We start from the raw sequence: 18,679 nt of genomic DNA on the forward strand, positions 1-18,679 counted from the left end.
AGATCATCTGAGGCGCCGCGCGGCGCTTGCGTTGATGAATCGTTTGGTCGACGAATGAAAATTGTCGACGATTGCGGGACTGATCCAGACCTTACCTTTCTTTAGCCGCATCGTTCGGATTTGTCTTCGTCGCCGCGAACTCGCTAAAGACGCGGCGACGCGGCTCATTGAGAAAAAGGTTGAAACCCTTACGTTTGCGGTTATAGAACGGCGCCGTCAGGCAAGAAAAATATCCGCCGCGTGGGCTTCATTGCGGCGCATTAAGGCTTTGAGAGGGCGGGCGCAGCTAATTGAAAGCGCCTCTTGAGGAAAAGTCGATTGACGTTTTCTATCGGGGCGTGTTCCAACACGATCGATTTCGGTCGGTCGATCTCGCGCAGTTCTTCATCAATTGAATCCCGGTGCATATGAATGGGAAATGCGGTAGCCATCGCGAAATTCGGCGCGTAGGCCGGGGCCTTGTCGCTCATTAGTTTTCAAACATCAACCAATAACCAATTCGAAAAATTCGGCTAACGACTGAGGCAGATGCAACCCCCCATGGCTTTTGATTATCGTCAGCTGCTTCTGAACATGTTTGAGGCTGCGGTCGGAGCCGCCTCGCCGGAGCGATGCGTGCCGCTGCATCTGCCGTCGCCGCCGGCGGGCCGCACCATAGTCGTCGGCGCTGGCAAAGCCGCCGGCTCCATGGCCAAGGCGGTCGAGGATCATTGGCCGGGGCCGCTCGAGGGCTTGGTCGTGACGCGCTACGGCCATGGCGCGCCGTGCCGCCGCATCGAAGTGATCGAGGCGAGCCATCCGGTGCCGGACGCTGCCGGGCTGGCGGCGGCGGAGCGCATCCTCGCCGCAGTGCAAGGCCTGACCGCCGACGATCTGGTGCTGTGCCTGATTTCCGGGGGAGGCTCCGCATTGCTCGCTTTGCCTGCGCCGGGCGTGACCTTGGCCGACAAGCAGAGCATCAACAAGGCGCTCCTGAAGAGCGGCGCGACAATTTCCGAAATGAACTGCGTGCGCAAACACCTGTCCGCGATCAAGGGCGGCAGGCTTGCCGCGGCCGCCGCCCCCGCGCGAGTCGTCGCCCTGTTGATCTCCGACGTTCCAGGTGATGATCCTTGCGTGATCGCATCCGGGCCAACGGTCGCCGATCCGACGACTTCCGCTGATGCGCTCGCCATTCTACGCAAATATGCGATCGCGGCTCCCGACCATGTGCTGGCGCATCTCGGCTCCTCCGGCGCTGAAACGCTTAAGCCCGGCGATCCGCGACTCGCGAGGGTCGAGAATGTAATGATCGCGGCGCCGCAAATGTCGCTCGAAGCCGCGGCGGCGGTCGCGCGCGAGGCGGGCGCGACGCCGCTCATTCTCGCCAATGACATTGAGGGCGAAGCTCGCGACGTCGCCTTGGTGCATGCGGCGATCGCCCGGCAATCCTATCATTTCGGTCAGCCGATCGCGCCGCCTTGCGTCTTGATCTCGGGCGGCGAGACGACGGTCACCGTACGCGGATCCGGGCGCGGCGGCCGCAACGCCGAGTTCCTCCTGGCGCTTTGCGTCGCCCTGGATGGCCATCCGGGCATTTATGCGCTGGCCGGCGACACTGATGGGATCGATGGCACGGAAGACAACGCCGGCGCGCTGCTTTTTCCCGAGAGTCTCGCTCGCGCCGCCGCGCTTGGCGTGGACGCCAAGGCGAGGCTCGCCGACAACGACGGCTACGGGTTCTTTTCGGCGATCGGAGACCTCGTCGTCACCGGGCCGACGCTCACCAATGTGAATGATTTTCGCGCAATTGTCGTTGGCCGATAAAGGCGCGCACTCAATCTCGACGCACGAAAGCAATTGCGCGTCGCGAGAGTTTCATTATACCGCTCGGCGCGGCCGTTTCTCGCCGCTGACTTGTGGTCGTCACTGTTTTCGTGGATATTGCCGCAGGCAATAATATGGAGGATGCAATATGGCGGGCCGCCACTTTCTTTTTGTTCCGGGGCCGACCAATGTGCCGGACCGCGTTCAGCGGGCCATGCTGGTGGCGATGGAAGACCACCGGTCTTCCAAATTTCCGGAACTGACGCTGCCCCTGTTCGAGGACCTGAAGAAGGTTTTTAAAAGCACTGACGGACAGGTGTTCATTTTCCCATCGTCCGGGACTGGCGCTTGGGAGGCTTCGCTTAGCAACACTCTGTCGCCCGGCGACAAGGTTTTGGCGTCCCGGTTCGGCCAATTCAGCCATTTGTGGATCGACCTGGCTCAGCGCCTCGGCCTCGATGTCCAGGTGCTCGAGGAGGAATGGGGCACCGGCGTGAAGCCGGATAAGATCGAGGCGATTCTGCGCGACGACAAATCGCATCAGATCAAGGCCGTGCTTGCGGTTCACAACGAGACCGCGACCGGCGTCACGAGCGATATCGGCGCGGTCCGCAAGGCGATCGACGCCGCCGGTCATCCGGCGCTTCTCTATGTCGATGGCGTGAGCTCGATCGGAAGCCTCGATTTCCGCGCGGACGAATGGCGGGTCGATCTCGCCGTCGCCGGTTCGCAGAAGGGCCTGATGCTGCCGGCCGGCCTCGGCATTGTCTGCGTGAGCCCGCGGGCGCTCGCCGCCTCCAAGACCGCCGGGCTGAAGCGGGTCTATTTCGACTTCGCCGACCAGATCAAAGCCAATGCGACGGGCTATTTTCCCTATACGCCGCCGTTGCCGCTGCTCTATGGCCTGCGTGAATCGCTCCGCATCCTGTTCGAGGAGAAGCTCGAGCATGTGTACGAGCGCCATCATGTCCTGGCGGGCGGCGTGCGCGCCGCGGTCAAGGCCTGGGGCCTTCATCCCTGCGCCAAGGAGTCGAAATGGGATTCGGACACGGTCACGGCGATCGTCGTCCCGCAGGGAATCAACGGGGCCGATGTGATCGACGCGGCCTATCGGCGCTATAATTTGTCGCTCGGGGCCGGTCTGTCACAGGTTGCCGGCAAGGTCTTCCGGATTGGCCATCTTGGCGATCTCAACGATCTGATGGTCCTCGGCGCGATCGCCGGAGCCGAAATGGCGATGCGCGATGTCGGCATCGACATCACGCTCGGCAGCGGCGTCGGCGCCGCCCAGACGCATTTCCGCTCGACGGTCCTGGCCAAGGAAAAGAAGCCGACTGAGCAGGAACGCTTCGCCGAAGTCCATCCCGAAGGCGTGCTCAACGACTGAGCCGCTGCCGCGCGGAAGCGGGGGCGGGGCCTGATGGCCTCGCTCCAAGACGGCGCCAATTTTCGTCGCGTCGGATTTCTTGTCGAACTTAAATCCGGCGCGCCGCTGTGAATGCGACGCGCCTCGACGTGACTGGAAGCGGGCGGGAGAGGGACATCTTGAATGTCTCGAATGGCCCCGGCGCCTCCGCAAGATAAGCCTCGCGGCGCGTAGGTTTCCTCTCCCGCTCCCCCTTCGGGCAAGCGCCGCTCCAAACGTTCCAACGCATGTTCAAGCGAGATAGCGCCGTGCAGCATTCGATCGTCTTTCTCGACCGTTCGACACTCGAGGCGAATTTGCGGACGCCGAATTTTCCGCATAGCTACAAGGAATATGCGGCCACCACGGTTGACGAGATCGTCGATCGTCTCGCCGACGCGACGATCGCGATCATCAACAAGGTGCCGATGCGCGAAGCGACGCTTGCGCGGCTGCCCAATCTCAAATTGATCGCGGTGGCGGCGACGGGCACCGATGTCGTCGACAAGACCTATGCGAAAGCGCATGGGATCATCGTCTCGAACATCCGCAACTACGCCTTCAACACTGTTCCGGAGCATGTCTTTGCGCTCGCCTTCGCGCTGCGCCGCAATATCGTCGCCTATCGCGACGACGTGCGCGCCGGACGTTGGCAGGAATGCGACCAGTTCTGCTTCTTCGATCATCCGATCCGCGACATGCGCGGCTCCACGCTCGGCATCATCGGCTATGGCGCGATCGGCAAGTCGCTCGCGCGCATCGCGGAAGCCTTCGGCCTCAAGGTGCTGGCCTATGACGTATTTCCGCAGCCGGGCCTCGTCGATTTCGAAACCGTGCTGCGCGAGAGCGACATCATCACGCTCCACGCGCCGCTGACGGCGGAGACGAAGAACATGATCGGCGCGCGGGAGCTGCGTCTCATGAAACGGGACGCGATTTTGATCAATACCGGGCGCGGCGGCCTCGTGGACGAGGCGGCCTTGGCCGAGGCGCTGACGCAAGGCGTCATTGGCGGCGCGGGCTTCGACGTCTTGACGACCGAGCCGCCGAAACAGGGCAATATCCTGCTCGATCTGCGCCTGCCCAATTTCATCATCACGCCGCATGTCGCATGGGCGAGCCGCGAGGCGATGCAAGTCCTCGCCGACCAGCTTATCGACAATATCGACGCTTTCGCCGCCGGAAAGCCACAAAATGTGGTGGAGGCTTAGCGGATAGAGCTGGCCTTGGCGTCTACTTTTTTAGCCGCCTTGGACTGTGCCGACTCTGCGGCCTTCCAGGTCGAGATTTCCCAGGTTTGGCCGCCGAGCCTTGGGGCCTTCCGGCCCTGCGGTAAAGAAACATATTGATTTAGCGGAGTTCGTCGTCGATCAAATGGGCCCCCTGGTCGGGAAGGGCCCAGCCGGCGCGGGCGTTCGAGCGAATGCCGTAAGCAAGCGAATTAACAAAGAACAAATTGTGGCCTGATCGATTGGACGCCATTTGAAATCGGTCCAGCTAGCTTCGAGAGGAGGAACCATGCCGTCGGATATTGAAATTGCCCAGCACGCGAAGATGCGTCGCATCACCGATGTGGCCCTCGACAAGCTCGGCGTCGCCGATGAATATCTCGACCCCTATGGCCATTACATGGCGAAGATCTCGCTGGATTATATCGACAGCCTTGCCGACCGGCCGGACGGCAAATTGATCCTGGTCACGGCGATCAGCCCGACTCCCGCCGGCGAAGGCAAGACCACGACGACGGTGGGCCTCGGCGATGCGCTGAACCGCATCGGCAAGAAGGCGTCGATTTGCCTCCGCGAGCCCTCTCTGGGGCCGGTGTTCGGCATGAAGGGAGGGGCGGCGGGCGGCGGCTATTCGCAGGTGGTGCCAATGGAGGACATCAACCTCCATTTCACCGGCGACTTTAGCGCGATCGCGCTCGCCAACAACCTCTTGGCTGCGTTGATCGACAACCATATTCACCACGGCAACGAGCTCGGGTTCGATCTGAGGCGCATCGCCTGGAAGCGCGTGGTCGATATGAACGACCGGGCGTTGAGGCAAATCGTCGTTGGCCTTGGCGGCGTCGCGAACGGATTTCCGCGCGAGGATGGATTCGACATCGTGGTCGCTTCGGAAGTGATGGCGATCTTCTGCCTCGCGACCTCGATCAGCGACCTCAAGAATCGGCTGGCGAAAATCGTCGTTGGATATACGCGCGACCAGAAGCCGATTCATGCGGGCGACCTGAACGGCCATGGCGCGATGGCGGTGCTGTTGAAAAACGCCTTGAAGCCGAACCTTGTCCAGACCCTGGAAAACAATCCGGCCTTCATCCATGGCGGCCCTTTCGCCAATATTGCGCATGGCTGCAATTCCGTTCTTGCTACAAAGACGGCGCTCAAGCTTTCCGATTATGTGGTGACCGAAGCTGGCTTCGGCGCCGATCTCGGGGCCGAGAAATTCGTCGACATCAAGTGCCGCAAATCCGGCTTGCGGCCGCAAGCGGCGGTGATCGTCGCCACGATACGCGCGCTCAAATATCATGGCGGCGCCGATTTGAAGGAGTTGAACACCGAGAATCTCGACGCTCTATCCAAGGGCGTCGCCAATCTCGAGCGCCACGTCAACAACATACGCAACCATTACGGGCTTCCTTGTGTGGTCGCGATCAATCATTTCACCTTCGACACCATTGCCGAGCTCGACCTTTTGCAGAAAAAAATGGCGCATCACGAAGCCCCGATCGTTGTCTGCCGGCATTGGGCGGAAGGCGGCAAGGGCGCGGAAGAGCTTGCGCATACCGTTGTCGACATTATCGACAAGACGCCGAGCGACTTCCGGTTCGTTTATGAAGACGACGCGCCGCTCTGGGACAAGGTGACGGCGATCGCCACCAAGCTCTATGGCGCGAGCGAGGTCACTGCGGATTCAAAAATTCGCGGCCAGATCAAGAAGCTTCAGGAGTCCGGCTACGGCCATTATCCGATCTGCGTCGCCAAGACCCAATATTCGTTCTCGACGGACCCGAAGCTGCGCGGGGCGCCGAGCCATCACGAGATCAATATCCGCGAGGTGCGGCTGGCGGCCGGGGCCGAGTTCATTGTTGTCATCTGCGGCGACATGATGACCATGCCGGGCTTGCCCAAGGTTCCGTCGGCGAACGCCATCGACCTCGACGAGAACGGCAAAATCGTCGGGCTTTTCTGACGGCCGCGCCCAAGCGCGTCCTAGAGCGTTTCCCGATCAGATGGACTCATCTGATCGAAAAGGAATCGCTCAAATTCAAGTTGGAGCATGTCCTGATCGAAAAAGGCGATCAACTTTTTCGCAAACATGCTCTAGCTATGACCGCGCCATGAGCTCGACCGCGAAACCATAGATGCGCATGCGCAGCGGTTCGGGCAGGGCGGCGAGCGTCTCGAGATAGATCGCGCCGGCGCGACACATTCGCGCGTCGTCGAGCGGCGGATCGGGCGTTTTGCCATCGAGAAGGGCCTCGATCTCGAGCGTGCCGAGGCCCTTGGCGCGAAGGGCTTTTTCGAGTTCCTGGAAATCCTCGGCGGTCGGCTCGTCCCGCTCGACCCGATTGATTTGTCCGTTGTCGATGGCGTCGAGGCCGGCGCTCGCCATGGCTGCGACGAGGCTGCGGTTTGCGGCTGAAAATTCGAGAAAATCGCCATTGGCGCCGCCATAGAGGAAATCGACGCAAAGGCCTTGATTCCTCCCCGCGAGCGCGCGCAACATGGCGAGCTGCATCTCGAACACATGATCGAGCGCGGGCTGCTCCGCCTTGGCAGCCAGCACCCCATGCGAAACGCGCAAGGCGCGCACGGCGTCAATGATGAGGAAATCCGCGCTCTGGATCTCGCCGGTGGCGGCCGAGCGCCGCGACGCCTTCGCGAGGAACGCCTCGTAATCGGCCGGAAACCTCGTCTTGAGGCTGTCGAAAAAGCCGGCATATTCCGGGACGGCTGCGAGTTCGGCCTCGATTGCGCCTCGCGCCGCGGCGATCGCCTCCGGCGAGACATGCGTCTCGGCAATCTTTGGCGAGGGCGCGGGCTCCAGCCGGTTCGCTTCGATCCAGAACGTCCAGCCGAGAATAAGGGCGACAAGGGCGGCGAGGCCGAGCAGCGCGAGCCGCAAGATATGCATGGAGGCGGATCTCCGCGACAAGAAAACCGGACTTTGCCGATAACCGCGAGATCGGGCAAGTCTTCTCGGATGCTCGCAGTAGGTCGGTTCGAGCGTTGGTCTCCCCTGGGTCCCGTTGGGGACTAGCCCTTTATCTTACCCCTACGAAACCGCAGCGCATATGTCTTGCCGAACGACGGGTCCGTTTTTGTTCGTCGGTCCACTCATTGAGATCGAACGGCCACGGCGAGGCTAAGGCCTTGCGCATCACCTAGCCGGCGGCTCCGCGCTGCTCGCCTCGGCGGCTTTGAACGCGGCGGCGAATTGTTCGAGCGTCGGCGGGTCGGCGTCCGAGACCGCCCAGAAAGTGAAGCCAGAGCCTTGCCAGGCGAGGACGTGAAAGCCGTCGGCTGGCGCGCCTCTTATCGATGCGCTAGAGGCTGGTAAGGCGGTGACGCTGACGAAATGCTCTCGGATTCGATAGACGAGGGTCGGTGCCGGCTGGCCGTCGATCACCTCGACGCGGCCGCCGACCAGCGGAAAGCCGCGGGCCGCGAGATCGGGCGCCGGCGGCGAGATCGCGATGCGCGCGTCGAACCACGGCCGCACATTGTGCCTGTCGTTCGAGGCGATATCGACAGGCGTTCCGGCGAGCATTGCGCGGCGATGGCCATCGACGAGCGCATCGACAAGCTCCGGCTCGCGTGGCCCGAGCGCCCAGTCGGTCGCGGCGGCGCCGAGGCCGATCCCAATCGCCAGCGCGGCGGCCATCCTGATTGCGCCGCGGCGAGACGCCTGTCTTGCCGGCTGTAGGCGGGCCGGCCAAGGCGCTCACGCGGGCGCGCAATGCGGCGGGCGGCGGCTCACGCGGAAAGGTTTGGCGCAACCTTTGTCGCAAGGTTGCGAGCCGTTCATAGTCCTTAGCCAGAACTGGATCGTCGGCGAGCTTGCTTTCGAAGGCCAATTGCCCGGCGGCGTCGAGTTCGCCGTCAAGGACCGCCTGCATCATCAAGCGCGGATCGAGTGGCGCATCATTCATGACATCTCCTTGCCGATCCGTTCGATCAGCAGCGCGCGGGCCCGCGCCAGACGCGACATGACGGTGCCGACAGGGACGCCCGTCGCCTCGGCGATCTCGCGATAGCTCAGCCCATTGAACTCACGCAGCACGAGCGCCTCACGGAACGGAGGCGGCAGCGCGGCGATGCCGGCTTCGAGGAGCGCGGCGTCCGCGCGCGCGATCGCTTCCGTCTCTGGCGTCGCTGTTTCCGGCATGTTGGACGAGGCGCGTTCGGCGGATTCAAGATCGTCGGTCAGGACGAGAGCCTTCGGCCGGTTGCGGGCGAGCCAGGTGAAAGCAGTATTGCGCACGATGGAAATCAACCATGCCCGAGCGCTGCCGCCGGCGAAACTATGCGTCCCGCGCATCGCGCGGAGGCAGGCTTCCTGCACCACATCCTCCGCGTCCGTCGCGTTTCCGGTGAGCCAGCGGGCGAACGTATAGGCGTCGTCAAGGTGAGGTAAAACCACCTCGTTGAAAAGTCTGCGATCGCCATCCGTGGTCACGTGCGGGCCTGGCGCATGGGCGCCCCTCATAGAACAACGATGATTGTCCCCTTCATATGCGGATGCAACCCGCAATAATAGGCGTAGGCGCCGGGCTCCGTCAGCGTAAAGCTGAATGCGTCCCCGGTGTCGAGTGCGGGCGAGTGGAATTTTCCGTCCACAGCGACGATCGAATGCGGGATGTCGTCCTCGTTGGTCCAGGCGACGACCGCGCCCGGCTTCACGTTAAGCGTGGCGGGCGTGAAGGTGAAATTGTCTATTCTTACATTGGCGTCGGCGGCGCGCGCCCGCTGCGGCAGCGCAGCGAGCCCGACAGACGCCGTGGCCGCGCAGAAGCGGCGGCGATCGATTTTGATCTCCATGTGAATGCCTCAGCCTTTCGCCAATTCGCTATCGGTGATCGCGAGCGGCTGCGCGCCCTTCTTGACGGCGACGGACGCGACGCCGAGCACGCTGCGAAGCTTGTCCTCCGGCACTTTCAGCGGTCCGGGCGACGGCGCCGAGCCTGGCGCGGGCTGCGGAAAGGCGGTCGAGCGGGCCGTGTGGAAGGTCACCGCGCCTTCGACTTTCTGCATGATCTGGTGAATATGGCCGTTGAGCACAGTCACCGAGCCAAAGCGCTTGACGAGGCCCAGCGCCTGCGCCGCGTCGTCGGTGCCCCAGCCCCAATCCCCATAGACGGTCCAGAGCGGGATATGGGCGAAAAGCACGATAGGCGTCGAACTGCTCTTGGGCTTCAGATCATCGGCGAGCCAGGCGAGTTGCTCCGGGCCGAGGGAGCCCATGCCGCCGGCCTTCAGATCGGCGACATTGACGAGGCCGACGAAATGCGCGCCGGCGTGATCGAAAGAGTACCAGCCGGCTCCTTTGGCCTGCAGCCTCTTGCCGAAGCGCTCCATGTAATCCGCCCCGCGCCCCTCATCGACTATGTCGTGCTCGCCCGGAACGTAATGCACATCGAGTTTCGCGCTCGAGATCACCTTCTCGGCGTCGTCGAATTGCTCGGGCTTCGACAGATGCGAGATGTCGCCCGTATGGATCATGAAGGCCGGCTTGTTGGGGAGGCCGCCGATCTTGTCGATCGCCTCCTGCAAAGTGGCGAGAGGATTCGGATTGGCGGCCTGCTTGAAGCCGATGTGGCTGTCGGAAATCTGCACGAAGCTGAAACCAGCCGTGGCCTGGGCCTTCGCTTCGGCGACGCCGAGCAGGGCCGACGAGTGCGGAACGCCGCCGGAAATCGTCCAGAGGGCGCCGGTTCCCGCCCATAGCATGCATTCGAGCGCGCCGCGCCGGTCGACGCCATTTTCATCGTTTATCATTTCAGTCGTCCTCCGCATCAGCCCCAATAGGGGTTCAGCATTGGAGACTCGCGGCGAGGCCGCTTTATTCCCCTACGGCCTTATTTCTTTTCGGGCCGATCGCGGGCTGACCATCGGGCGACGGACGCCAAATGCATTGGACAGAGCCAGTAGTCTATTATATCCATAGATAAGCACTGATCAGAACTTCAATTCTCTGGAAACTCATGCGCCGCAATAAAGGCCCAAGCCGGCTCGACCTTGATGAAGCCGCAGGAAATGGCCTTGTCGATCGTCGTCTTTTCCTGACCGGCGTCGCCGCTGGAGCAGCCGCAGGCGGCGTTTTTTCCGAACCAGCTTCAGCCGACGAACTGTCTGTCGAACCGTGGATGAAGACGCCAGGCGCGCCGTTTGTCGGTTACGGCCAGCCGTCGCGCTTTGAGGACAAGGTCGCGCGCGTCTGGGCGAGCGCCCCCAACGCTCCGGGAACCGGGGCCGCGCGGACGCCTCTGCATCTCTTGAATGGCGCGATCACGCCGAATGGCCTGCATTTCGAGCGCAGCCACAATGGCGTGCCGGACATCGACCCGAGCCTCCATCGACTCTTGATCCACGGTCTGGTCAAGCGGCCGCTCGTCTTCACGCTGGACGCATTGTCGCGTTATCCGATGGAGTCGCGGACCGCCTTTATCGAATGTGGCGGCAATGGCGGCCAGCTCTATCAAAAAGATCCCGCGCAGCTCAACCTCCAGGCGCTGCATGGGCTTCTCTCCTGCGCCGAATGGACCGGCGTGAAACTGTCGATCCTGCTCGAGGAGGCCGGCGTCGATCCCGCCGCGAAATGGATTCTGGCCGAGGGCGCCGATGCGGCCGGCATGAGCCGCAGCGCGCCGCTTGCGAAGGCCATGGATGACGCGCTGGTCGCGCTCTATCAGAATGGCGAGCGCCTCCGCCCGTCTAATGGCTATCCGATGCGGCTTCTGTTGCCTGGCTTCGAGGGCAATTTGCAGGTGAAATGGCTTCGGCGCATCAAGCTGACCGAGGCTCCGACAATGACGAAGGACGAGACCTCAAAATACACGATGCTGATGCCGGATGGGAAGTCGCTGCAATTTGTCTTTCCGATTGAAGCGAAGTCGGTCATCACGCAGCCCTCGCCGGGCCTGATGATGAAAGAACCGGGCCTCTATTCGATTTCCGGCCTTGCATGGTCGGGCTACGGTAAGGTCGTCAAGGTGGAGGTCTCGGCCGATGGCGGCAAGAGCTGGGGACTGGCCGAACTGCAGCAGCCGGCGCTGCTGATGGCGCTGACGCGCTTCCGCATGGCGTGGCGCTGGAGCGGCGGGCCCGCCGTGCTGCAAAGCCGCGTGACGGATGAAACCGGCTATGTTCAGCCGACGCGCGCGGAGCTCATCGCCAATCGCGGCGGCAAGGCGATCTATCACTTCAACGGGGTCACGAGTTGGGCCGTTTCGGAAAGTGGAGAGGTGAAGCATGTCTATGCGTAGACAGGGCTTCGCAGCGGCTGCGGCGTTTGCGGTTTTTTCCAGCGCCGCCTTCGCCGACAGCCCGAATCTTGGCCGTCTGGCCACGCCGGAAGAAATCGCGGCCTGGGATATTGGCGTCGGCCCGGACGGCGCGGGCCTGCCTCCCGGGGGCGGCGCTCCCAAACAGGGTGAGGCCATTTTCGCCGCAAAATGCGCCGCTTGCCATGGCGAGAAGGGCGCCGGCAAGCCGAATGACACGTTGGTCGGCGGGCGTGGAACGCTTGTCGGCGACCAGGCGCCGGTCAAGACCGTCGGAAGTTTCTGGCCCTATGCGACGACGATATTTGATTACGTGCGGCGCGCAATGCCCCTCAATGAGCCGAAATCGCTGACCAGCGACGAGGTCTATGCGGTTGTCGCCTATATTCTGCAGCTCAATGGCGTCATCGACGAAAACGAAGTGATCAATGCGCAAACGCTGCCAAAGATCCAAATGCCAAACAGAGAAGGATTCGTGATTTTCGCTCGCGGGAAATGAAGGGCGATTACGGGGTCATGGCGCAAGCGCCCCACGCGTAGAGCTGGCCTTTCGCCAGGGTCCACCGGTTTCTCCGCCTCCGCTGATCTGCATCAACGAATAATCTTTCAAATGTAGCTTTGTTCAAGCTGGCGGGCCTACGGACCGGCAAGGCCGCGCCAAGAGAGACGCGAATGTTCAGGAAAATCCTTGTTCCGATCGACTCCGCCGAGCCGGCAATCGCCGAGCTTGGCGTCTTCCTCGCGGCGCAGTTGACGGCATTGTGCGACGGCGCCGTCAGAATGATCCATGTTCTCCCGGAAATTCCCTATGGCTTCAAGGAATTCCTGCCGCCGCATGTCAGCGCCACACGGGAAAATACCGTCGGCTCGCTGTTTCAAGACCTCGCCAAGAAAGCCAATATTCCGGCTGGCCGTTTCTCGCACATTTTGCGCACCGGCGTCGTGTATGACGAAGTTCTTAGGGAAGCGGAGGACTGGGGCGCCGATCTCATCATTGTCGGATCACATAATCCGTCGATGAGCACTTACCTGCTCGGCTCGAACGCCCAAAAGATCGTGCGGCACGCCAACTGCTCGGTCTTGGTCGCGCGTCCGCATCAGGATCAACATGGGACCTATTGGCTCGTGCCGCCGATCGCCTCATGAGTTCGGCCGCGCTTTCGACGCGGACTTGATCCGCATCAACGCGGCGCCGCGAGGAGCGCTTAGCTTTCCTTTGTGGGAGAGCAATTCGACAAAGCTGACCGCGGCGCTAATCCGGCAAAACATGCGTCTCCGGAAGATGATCTCCTCGTGATCGTGCGCGAGCTCGCCCGGGAGCTCCATGCGCAAAGGGGCGGGTTCACGGACGTCTCGCTTTCGAGCCGTCTCGAGCGGGATCTCGGCATCGATAGCCTCGGCCGAACTGAGCTGATCTCACGGATCGAACGCGCCTTCCGGGTGCGCCTTCCGGTCGAGACGATCGGGATGGCCGACACTGTCGGCGACCTTCTTGAAGCGGTCCAGCAAGCGGCGCCCCACCGGCGCATTGCGCATGACGAAGGGGTGATCGCGCCTCCCTTGCCCCAGGCCTCGGCCGCGGCCGAAGCCTGGACGCTGACAGAGGCTCTCGATTGGCACGTCGCCCAACATCCTGATCGTCTCCATTTGACCATCCTTCAAGACGACCTCGCCGAGGGCGGAACGTTGACCTATGGAGAACTCGCGCAAGCCGCCCGCTTGGTTGCGGCGGGCCTGATTGAACGCGACATCGCGCCGGGCGACCGCGTCGCCTTGATGCTGCCGACCGGTCGCGATTTCTTTATCGCGTTTTTCGGCATTCTTTACGCCGGCGCCGCGCCGGTCCCGATTTATCCGCCCATGCAGCTCTCTCAGATCGAGGAGCATTTGCGGCGCCAAGCTGGCATTTTGCGCAACGCCGGCGCGCGCATCCTTGTCACAATGCCGGAAGCTCTGCGGCTCGCCGGCCTGCTCCGAGGCCAAACGCCAAGCCTGGACGCAATAGAGACTGTCGCTGGTCTCGCCGCACAAGCGTCGTCCGTGAAATTACCGGTTGTGGACGCCGGCGCCGTCGCGCTTCTCCAATATACGTCCGGCAGCACAGGCGATCCGAAAGGGGTCGCGCTGAGCCACGCCAACCTGCTGTCTAACATTCGCGCGATAGGCCAAGCCATGGGCGCCAGCTCGGCCGACGTCTTCGTCAGCTGGCTCCCGCTCTACCATGACATGGGGCTGATCGGCGCCTGGCTAGGATCTCTCTATTTCGCCGCCCCGCTCTATGTGATGTCGCCGCTGAGCTTTCTCGTGCGCCCGGAGAGCTGGCTTTGGGCGATGCATCGCTTTCGCGCAACCTTGTCCGCGTCGCCCAATTTCGGATTTGAGCTCTGCCTCAACAAGATCGACGACGTCGATCTCCAAGGCCTCGACCTCAGCGCACTGCGCCTGATCGCAAATGGGGCCGAGCCGGTCAGCGCCGGGACGCTGCGCCGCTTTATCGAGAAGTTCGGACATTATGGATTCCGACCCGAGGCGATGGCGCCGGCCTATGGTCTCGCTGAAAACGCGGTGGGACTGGCTTTTCCGCCGCTCGGCCGCCAGCCGGTCATCGATCGCGTCGACCGCGACGCCCTTACCCGCCGAGGCTTGGCTCTTCCGGCGAGAGCCGACGACGCCAATCCTCTCGAGATCGTCGCCTGCGGCCAACCCCTGCAGGGCCATGAAATTCGCATTGTCGACGAGGTCGGTCATGAGGTCGGCGAACGATGCGAAGGGCGGCTCGAATTTCGCGGTCCGTCGGCGACGTCCGGCTATTTCCGCAATGAGGCGAAAACCCGCGAGCTTTTTCGCGACGGGTGGCTCGACAGCGGCGACCGGGCCTATATGGCCGGCGGCGACGTCTACATAACTGGCCGCAACAAGGACATTATCATTCGCGCCGGCCGTCATATCTATCCGCAAGAGCTTGAGGCCGCGATCGGCGATGTTCCCGGCGTCTGCAAAGGCGGCGTCGCCGCGTTCGGCGTCACCGATCGCGCCTCCGGCACGGAACGGGTCGTGGTCCTGGCCGAAACGCGCGAGACGGACGCCTTCGCGCGCGCGGCGCTGCAAACCCGCGCGAACGAAGTTGCAAGCGGGATCGCCGGAGCGCCTCCCGATGAGATCGTTTTCGCCCCGCTGGGAACAACGCCGAAAACGTCGAGCGGCAAGGTTCGCCGGAGCGCGGCCAAAGAGCTCTATGAGCGCGGACAGATCGGCGCGCCGCCGCGCGCCTTGCGATGGCAGATCCTTCGGCTGTCGCTCGCAGGGTTTGGCGCGCGGATGCGGCGCCTAAGCCAGCTCTTCGGCGAGATTTTCTATGCCGCCTGGTGGTGGAGCGTGATGGCGCCCAGCATTCTTTTCTGCTGGCTCGCCGTTATGAGTTTCCCGCGGCTTGCCTGGCGCTGGGCGGCGCTGCGCAGGATCGCCCGACTGGCGTTCGCCACGGTCGGGGCGCCTCTCTCCGTCAGCGGCGCCGACCGCGTCCCGCGCGGCAACGCAATTCTCGCCTTCAATCATGCGAGCTATGTGGACGCGTTCATCCTCGCCGCCGTCCTGCCCGGGGAGCCCGCCTTCGTCGCGAAGAAGGAGCTGGGCGGACAGTTTTTCGCTGGTCCATTCTTGCGCCGATTGGGCGTCTTGTTCGTCGAACGTTATGATATGGCCGCGAGCCTTGCCGACGCCGGAATCGCAATCGCGGCCGCCCAGCAGGGGCGCGTACTGGTCTTTTTCCCCGAGGGCTCATTTACACGCAGGGCGGGGCTTTCCGATTTCTATCTCGGCGCATTCAAGGCGGCGGCCGAGGCGAACCTGCCGGTCTTTCCGGGCGTCTTGCGGGGGACGCGGTCAATGCTGCGCGCGGATCAATGGTTCCCGCGCAGAGCTTCGATCAGCGTCGAGATCGCCGACCCTATCGCGCCGTCCGGGACCGACTTCCCATCGGTATTGCGATTGCGCGATGAGGTGCGGAAGGCCATGTTGGCGCGTTGCGGGGAGCCGGATCTCGGCGAACTCGTCAAGCCCGCGCCCCCTCAATCGAGCGGCCGGATTGTCGACTAGCGCATGACGCCGAAAAGCTGCAGATTTTTTGGATCGACATCATACGTTAAGACAACAGCTTAAAGAGCATCGATCCAGGACCACGCCACGCAGGAAAGCGCTCCTGAGGCTCTCGCTATTGCCCGCGGCGCCTAATGCGGAGGCATCCAGATCCAGAGAGGAGGCTGGCCGGCGAACCTGACGTCTTTCGTGATCGTTGCGTCGTCGACATTGTCCGGCTTCAGATAAATAAAATAGCTGTCGTTGCGCTGAAACAACTCATCCTTTGGGGCGCTTTCGGGACTAATCAGCATGTTATTGGTCAAGCGCACATGCATGTAATGCGGAAGAAGTTCGGTGAACTTATCGACGCGCGCGTCTAGGACAAATCGATAGAGCTGCTTGCCGGTGACTTTCAAAACGGAGGCGACAGATTCAGCAACTGGAGTGAGCGGCGCCTCCTGCCAATCGGAGCCGACCTGTATGAAGCCCTGTACGCTCGGGGTCATCACGTAGATGGGCTTATCGCCGCCGGTATTCTCGAGATAGATCGTCACTTCATAATGGCCATCGCCCATTCGCGTGACGGAGTCGATCTCGCTTTTCAGCGTCGAGGTGGCGAGTTCCTCCAGAGCGGCAAGACGCTCCCTCCGCAAAGCTGCTTGATAGCGCTGGTAGCGCGCGAGGCTATAATTGCCCAACAGCACAAGCGTGAATACAAGCCCGGCGACGACAAACGCTCGGCCCGCCGCCGCCCAGAGCGTTGCGCCCAGCTTGCCGATCGCACGGGCGCCATCTACATGCCGCGCATTGTTTACGGGGACTGCCGCCCTTGGCGGGTCAAAACGCCGCGGCTGAGCCGGCCGGATTGCGACCTCAGGCAGAGCAGTTGCATAGAGCCTGCCTTGCTTCATCTGGAACATTCGATCGGCGCGCTTGGCGAGATCAAGATTATGCGTGACGACGATCATGCCAAACGAGGCTTCGCGGCGCAGCTGCTCTAGGAGCGCAACGATGTCGCATTCGGTGTCTTCATCGAGATCGCTGGTCGGCTCGTCGGCCAGCAGCAAGCGGGGCGCATTGATTAGGGCGCGGGCGATGACCACCCGCCTTTGTTCGCCGCCGGACATCTCGCCCGGATAGGCGAACATCCGCTCTTCGAGTCCGACCCTTGCCAGGAGATTTTGAGCGCGTTCATAGGCATCCTCTGGGGCCATGCTGCGGCCCAGCAAGGCCGGCAGGGCGACATTGTCCACGGCCCTGAGACTGGGGAGGAGGCTGAAGAATTGAAAGACGAACCCCATCCGCCGGCAACGAAGGTCCGCCAAAGCTTTCTCGGGAAGCGCCCAGATGTCTTTGCCTTCCAGGAACACTTGGCCTTCGCTGGGTTTCATCAACCCGCCAATCATCGCCAGGAGCGTCGACTTGCCGGACCCTGACCGTCCGACGATCGAGATGAATTCCCCTTCCTCCACGGTTAGATCGCCTTGGCTCACGGCCTCGCATCCGGCTTCGCCGCCATAGCGCTTTCGAAGGCTCGAAGCGCGCAAGATCATCGCGCGCTCTCCGTTTGAATCATGACATAGGGCTCAAGTCGGCGAGCGCGCCAGGCGGGGATGAAGGCGCCGACGACTCCGATGGAGGCCGCGACCGCCACTGAGACAAGCGCTGCGAGCCACATCGCCCAATCCGGGGGCCACGCAAAAGGGACGCCGATCGAAGCGAAATAGAAGCCGAGCGAGCGCGCAAATGCGAATGTAAGGGAAAGACCGAAACCGAGCCCGAAAAGGCCGCCGAGACCCGTGATCAGCCCGGCCTCGATCAGAATGATGCTGAAGATCTGCGCGGGCCGCGCCCCCATCGCCCTCAAGAGACCGACTTCGCGATAGCGCTCCTGAACGATGGCGGAAAACAGCAGCGAAACAAGAAACAGCAGCGCCAGCAACAAGAGGCCGGCGAAGATGGCGACCCCCCAGAACAGGCTTCCCAGCGACTGCCGGGACGCCGTGAAAACGGCGTTGCCTGTTACGATCTTGATCCCTGGAATCTGGCCGATCGCGAATTTAACTTGTTCCGGCGAGGCTCCGGATGAAAGTTGAATGAGAAAGGCGGAAACTCGATCGGGGGCGAGATCCGCAAGGCAATTACTCGCTCCCGCTGCGCCAACATGGCGATGCGTTGCGGCCGCTGCGAGCGGGTCGATGGGCGCCGCCGGCGCGCCGGAAACAGCGACGCCAGCTGCAAGAGACATTCTGCGCCGTGCCGCGATCAAACCATCAAGATCGTAAAAGCTGACGAAATAGGATTCGTCGAATGGACCGACGCCCGTCTTCCCCAAACGCGCCGCTATGACCATTGCGCGGCCGCAGATATTCAAGACTTCGCCGGGCTTGATTTGAACCCGCTCGCCGACGAGCGCGCCATCCGCCGCCGCCAGCCTCTGGCTTTCAGGAAGCCAAGGCCTCACCGTAAAATCTGTCGCCGGGTCATAGGCGATGAGGTTAAGCGCGCGCCCCTCCGCCTCCGCGCGAACAAGTCTCTGAGCCGCGACCTTTCCAACCCCTGGGATCGCTCGCAATTTTTCGCCTAAGGAAAGGTCGAGTTCCTGGTCCGTCGGTTGAACCGTGAGCAATATGCTCGTGATGTTCACCAGCGTTCCATAGGGAACAACCACGAGGTCCGCGCCCATTCGGGAGAAGGTCGTCGCGACGCCGTCTCGCAACGCCGAGCCGATGACGAAGCCGGAGAAGCCGACGCCGACCGAAATCATGACCGCTATGCCCAGGAAAACGGTTCGGAGACGCCGCCGGCCGACATTCTGCGCGGCGAGCCGCAACAGCAAGAAAAGGGTTCGACGGTCTGTTCCCATATCTTCGCTTACGAGA

Annotated in this window: 16 protein-coding genes; 8 read left to right on the forward strand and 8 right to left on the reverse strand. The window is 62.3% G+C overall.

Translation table 11 applies throughout. From position 1 onward, the window contains the following. Positions 1-260: 260 nt before the first annotated feature. Positions 261-470, reverse strand: a complete 210-nt coding sequence (locus tag RZS28_RS09810) for a hypothetical protein (protein ID WP_407337589.1) — start codon at positions 468-470, stop codon at positions 261-263. 70 nt (positions 471-540) lie between these two features. Here RZS28_RS09810 and RZS28_RS09815 point away from each other — a divergent pair, with 70 nt between their 5' ends. The 4 genes from RZS28_RS09815 to RZS28_RS09830 all read left to right on the forward strand — a co-directional run bounded on the left by RZS28_RS09815 (position 541) and on the right by RZS28_RS09830 (position 6,406). Further along, entirely contained in the window at positions 541-1,806 is a 1,266-nt protein-coding gene (locus RZS28_RS09815; protein WP_407337590.1) for a glycerate kinase, read from the forward strand. Between the two features lie 148 nt (positions 1,807-1,954). Continuing rightward, on the forward strand, positions 1,955-3,193 hold the full coding sequence (locus tag RZS28_RS09820) for an aminotransferase class V-fold PLP-dependent enzyme (RefSeq protein ID WP_407337591.1): 1,239 nt from the start codon (positions 1,955-1,957) through the stop codon (positions 3,191-3,193). Between the two features lie 266 nt (positions 3,194-3,459). Further along, complete coding sequence (locus tag RZS28_RS09825) at positions 3,460-4,422, forward strand: D-2-hydroxyacid dehydrogenase (protein ID WP_407337592.1); 963 nt, start codon at positions 3,460-3,462, stop codon at positions 4,420-4,422. Positions 4,423-4,729: 307 nt separating this feature from the next. Then, positions 4,730-6,406: a formate--tetrahydrofolate ligase gene (locus RZS28_RS09830; RefSeq protein ID WP_407337593.1), complete on the forward strand. Its 1,677-nt coding sequence runs from the start codon at positions 4,730-4,732 to the stop codon at positions 6,404-6,406. 135 nt (positions 6,407-6,541) lie between these two features. On the opposite strand, the gene RZS28_RS09835 is transcribed toward RZS28_RS09830, so the two are convergent. The 5 genes from RZS28_RS09835 to RZS28_RS09855 all read right to left on the reverse strand — a co-directional run bounded on the left by RZS28_RS09835 (position 6,542) and on the right by RZS28_RS09855 (position 10,215). Next, positions 6,542-7,351, reverse strand: coding sequence for a hypothetical protein (locus RZS28_RS09835; protein WP_407337594.1), 810 nt, complete (start codon positions 7,349-7,351; stop codon positions 6,542-6,544). 246 nt (positions 7,352-7,597) lie between these two features. Next, complete coding sequence (locus RZS28_RS09840) at positions 7,598-8,101, reverse strand: anti-sigma factor family protein (protein WP_407337595.1); 504 nt, start codon at positions 8,099-8,101, stop codon at positions 7,598-7,600. Positions 8,102-8,365: 264 nt separating this feature from the next. After that, a complete protein-coding gene (locus RZS28_RS09845) occupies positions 8,366-8,926 on the reverse strand; it encodes a sigma-70 family RNA polymerase sigma factor (RefSeq protein WP_407337596.1) in 561 nt (186 codons plus the stop codon). Beyond that, a complete protein-coding gene (locus tag RZS28_RS09850; RefSeq protein ID WP_407337597.1) occupies positions 8,923-9,258 on the reverse strand; it encodes a cupredoxin family copper-binding protein in 336 nt (111 codons plus the stop codon). The genes RZS28_RS09845 and RZS28_RS09850 overlap by 4 nt, the downstream gene beginning before the upstream one ends. Positions 9,259-9,267: 9 nt before the next feature. Further along, positions 9,268-10,215 (reverse strand): metallophosphoesterase family protein, encoded by a 948-nt coding sequence (locus RZS28_RS09855; protein ID WP_407337598.1) that lies wholly within the window; start codon positions 10,213-10,215, stop codon positions 9,268-9,270. A gap of 206 nt (positions 10,216-10,421) precedes the next feature. On the opposite strand from RZS28_RS09855, the gene soxC reads away from it, so the two are divergent. From soxC to RZS28_RS09875, 4 genes are all read left to right on the forward strand, one after another. Next, positions 10,422-11,702 (forward strand): sulfite dehydrogenase, encoded by a 1,281-nt coding sequence (soxC, locus tag RZS28_RS09860; protein WP_407337599.1) that lies wholly within the window; start codon positions 10,422-10,424, stop codon positions 11,700-11,702. Further along, on the forward strand, positions 11,689-12,219 hold the full coding sequence (locus RZS28_RS09865; RefSeq protein ID WP_407337600.1) for a c-type cytochrome: 531 nt from the start codon (positions 11,689-11,691) through the stop codon (positions 12,217-12,219). Before soxC ends, RZS28_RS09865 begins: the two co-directional genes overlap by 14 nt. A gap of 173 nt (positions 12,220-12,392) precedes the next feature. Continuing rightward, positions 12,393-12,866 (forward strand): universal stress protein, encoded by a 474-nt coding sequence (locus tag RZS28_RS09870; protein ID WP_407337601.1) that lies wholly within the window; start codon positions 12,393-12,395, stop codon positions 12,864-12,866. Positions 12,867-12,938: 72 nt separating this feature from the next. Then, positions 12,939-15,815, forward strand: coding sequence for an AMP-binding protein (locus RZS28_RS09875; protein ID WP_407337602.1), 2,877 nt, complete (start codon positions 12,939-12,941; stop codon positions 15,813-15,815). A gap of 131 nt (positions 15,816-15,946) precedes the next feature. On the opposite strand, the gene RZS28_RS09880 is transcribed toward RZS28_RS09875, so the two are convergent. After that, on the reverse strand, positions 15,947-17,350 hold the full coding sequence (locus tag RZS28_RS09880) for an ABC transporter ATP-binding protein (RefSeq protein ID WP_407337603.1): 1,404 nt from the start codon (positions 17,348-17,350) through the stop codon (positions 15,947-15,949). Continuing rightward, positions 17,347-18,663, reverse strand: a complete 1,317-nt coding sequence (locus tag RZS28_RS09885) for an FtsX-like permease family protein (protein WP_407337604.1) — start codon at positions 18,661-18,663, stop codon at positions 17,347-17,349. The genes RZS28_RS09880 and RZS28_RS09885 overlap by 4 nt, the downstream gene beginning before the upstream one ends. Positions 18,664-18,679 lie beyond the last annotated feature (16 nt).

The organism is Methylocapsa polymorpha (genome assembly GCF_045689225.1).
GTDB classification, from domain to species: Bacteria; Pseudomonadota; Alphaproteobacteria; order Rhizobiales; family Beijerinckiaceae; genus Methylocapsa; species Methylocapsa polymorpha.

What these genes read in the sequence shown, in the direction of transcription:
- RZS28_RS09880 (WP_407337603.1), bottom strand. Translation starts at nt 17,350, where the DNA reads ATGATCTTGCGCGCTTCGAGCCTTCGAAAGCGCTATGGCGGCGAAGCC.
- RZS28_RS09855 (WP_407337598.1), bottom strand. Translation starts at nt 10,215, where the DNA reads ATGATAAACGATGAAAATGGCGTCGACCGGCGCGGCGCGCTCGAATGC.
- RZS28_RS09885 (WP_407337604.1), bottom strand. Translation starts at nt 18,663, where the DNA reads ATGGGAACAGACCGTCGAACCCTTTTCTTGCTGTTGCGGCTCGCCGCG.
- RZS28_RS09865 (WP_407337600.1), top strand. Translation starts at nt 11,689, where the DNA reads ATGTCTATGCGTAGACAGGGCTTCGCAGCGGCTGCGGCGTTTGCGGTT.
- RZS28_RS09850 (WP_407337597.1), bottom strand. Translation starts at nt 9,258, where the DNA reads ATGGAGATCAAAATCGATCGCCGCCGCTTCTGCGCGGCCACGGCGTCT.
- RZS28_RS09825 (WP_407337592.1), top strand. Translation starts at nt 3,460, where the DNA reads ATGTTCAAGCGAGATAGCGCCGTGCAGCATTCGATCGTCTTTCTCGAC.
- RZS28_RS09815 (WP_407337590.1), top strand. Translation starts at nt 541, where the DNA reads ATGGCTTTTGATTATCGTCAGCTGCTTCTGAACATGTTTGAGGCTGCG.
- RZS28_RS09810 (WP_407337589.1), bottom strand. Translation starts at nt 470, where the DNA reads ATGAGCGACAAGGCCCCGGCCTACGCGCCGAATTTCGCGATGGCTACC.
- RZS28_RS09830 (WP_407337593.1), top strand. Translation starts at nt 4,730, where the DNA reads ATGCCGTCGGATATTGAAATTGCCCAGCACGCGAAGATGCGTCGCATC.
- RZS28_RS09870 (WP_407337601.1), top strand. Translation starts at nt 12,393, where the DNA reads ATGTTCAGGAAAATCCTTGTTCCGATCGACTCCGCCGAGCCGGCAATC.
- RZS28_RS09845 (WP_407337596.1), bottom strand. Translation starts at nt 8,926, where the DNA reads ATGAGGGGCGCCCATGCGCCAGGCCCGCACGTGACCACGGATGGCGAT.
- RZS28_RS09835 (WP_407337594.1), bottom strand. Translation starts at nt 7,351, where the DNA reads ATGCATATCTTGCGGCTCGCGCTGCTCGGCCTCGCCGCCCTTGTCGCC.
- soxC (WP_407337599.1), top strand. Translation starts at nt 10,422, where the DNA reads ATGCGCCGCAATAAAGGCCCAAGCCGGCTCGACCTTGATGAAGCCGCA.
- RZS28_RS09840 (WP_407337595.1), bottom strand. Translation starts at nt 8,101, where the DNA reads ATGGCCGCCGCGCTGGCGATTGGGATCGGCCTCGGCGCCGCCGCGACC.
- RZS28_RS09820 (WP_407337591.1), top strand. Translation starts at nt 1,955, where the DNA reads ATGGCGGGCCGCCACTTTCTTTTTGTTCCGGGGCCGACCAATGTGCCG.